Raw genomic sequence first — 1,199 nt, forward strand, 5'->3', positions numbered from 1 at the left:
AGGCACCCCCGACCCCGCCCCTCACCCACCACCGCACCGACATCGACGAGGAGTTGACCGCCGCGCTCCGCGAGACGGCCGCGCGGCACGGGGTGTCGTTGTTCCACCTGCTGCTGGCGGTGTACGGCCGCTGTCTGGCCCGGTGGAGCGGACGGCGAGCCGTCGCCGTCAACGTGGCGCGGGCGCGGCGGGAGTTGCCGCTCGCCGGTATCGACCGACTGGTGGGGCCACTGGCCGACACCCTGCCGGTGTTCGTGGACATCGACCCCGCCGAAGCGGTCACCGCGCTCGCCGACCGGCTGCGCCGGATCTGGCGGGAGGCCGAGGCCCACGCGACCCTGAGCAGCCCGGACTTCGCCCGACTGCTGTCCGAGGTGCGCCCCACCACGGGCCCCGCGCCACGCACGGCGGCCGAGGCGGGCTTCAGCTTCGCCCGCTTCCCGGTGGTCCACGGCCCCGACTGGCCCGTCACCGTCACCCCCACGGCCGCGGCCACCGCCACCGCCGCCACCCGCCTCGGCCTCCTGTGCTGGGAGGCCGACGCCGCCCTGCGCCTGTCGTGGAACCACCCGGCCCACCTGTTCCGTCCCGAGACCGTACGACGCCTCGCCGACGACTACGTCACCGAACTTCGGGCCACCACCACGCCACTCCCGACCTCGACGGCCCCGACCGCAGAAGCCCCCGACACCACGACGGCCCCAACCGCAGAAGCCCCCGACTCCACGCCGCCCGCCCCGGCCCTCGACACCGTCGCCGCAGGTCGCGGGGGCGGAATCGTGGACCGTCTCCTCGCCCAGTTCCACGCCACCCCCGGGTCCCGCGCCGTCGCCGCCGACGGCGGGGCCACACTCACCTACGCCGCCCTCGACGCCGCCTCCGCCGCCCTCGCCACCCGGCTGCGCGCGCACGGCGTACGCCACGGCGACCTGGTCGGACTCCTCACGGAACCGGGCGGCACGGCCACGGTCACCGGAGTCGTCGGCATCCTGCGGGCGGGCGCCGGCTGGGTACCGCTGGACGCCACCCACCCCACCGCCCGCCTCCGGGATCAGCTGTCCCGTACGGGAGTTCGCGTCCTGGTCTGCGACCCGGAGACCCGGGGGAGGGCCACCACTCTGGACGGTGTCACCCTCGTCCCCGTCACCAGCCTCCTCCCCAGCTCCCCTCGGGACCACGACCGTGAACCCGCCCCCGAC

At 75.9% G+C, this 1,199-nt stretch carries 1 protein-coding gene; it reads left to right on the forward strand.

Annotation, left to right across the window (positions count from 1 at the left end):
• A partial coding sequence (locus tag P1P70_RS44835) for an AMP-binding protein (RefSeq protein WP_319248278.1) occupies positions 1 to 1,199 on the forward strand: 1,199 nt, incomplete at both ends.

Origin of the sequence: Streptomyces sp. MB09-02B, assembly GCF_033794485.1 — a bacterium.
Classification (GTDB): Bacteria; Actinomycetota; Actinomycetes; order Streptomycetales; family Streptomycetaceae; genus Streptomyces.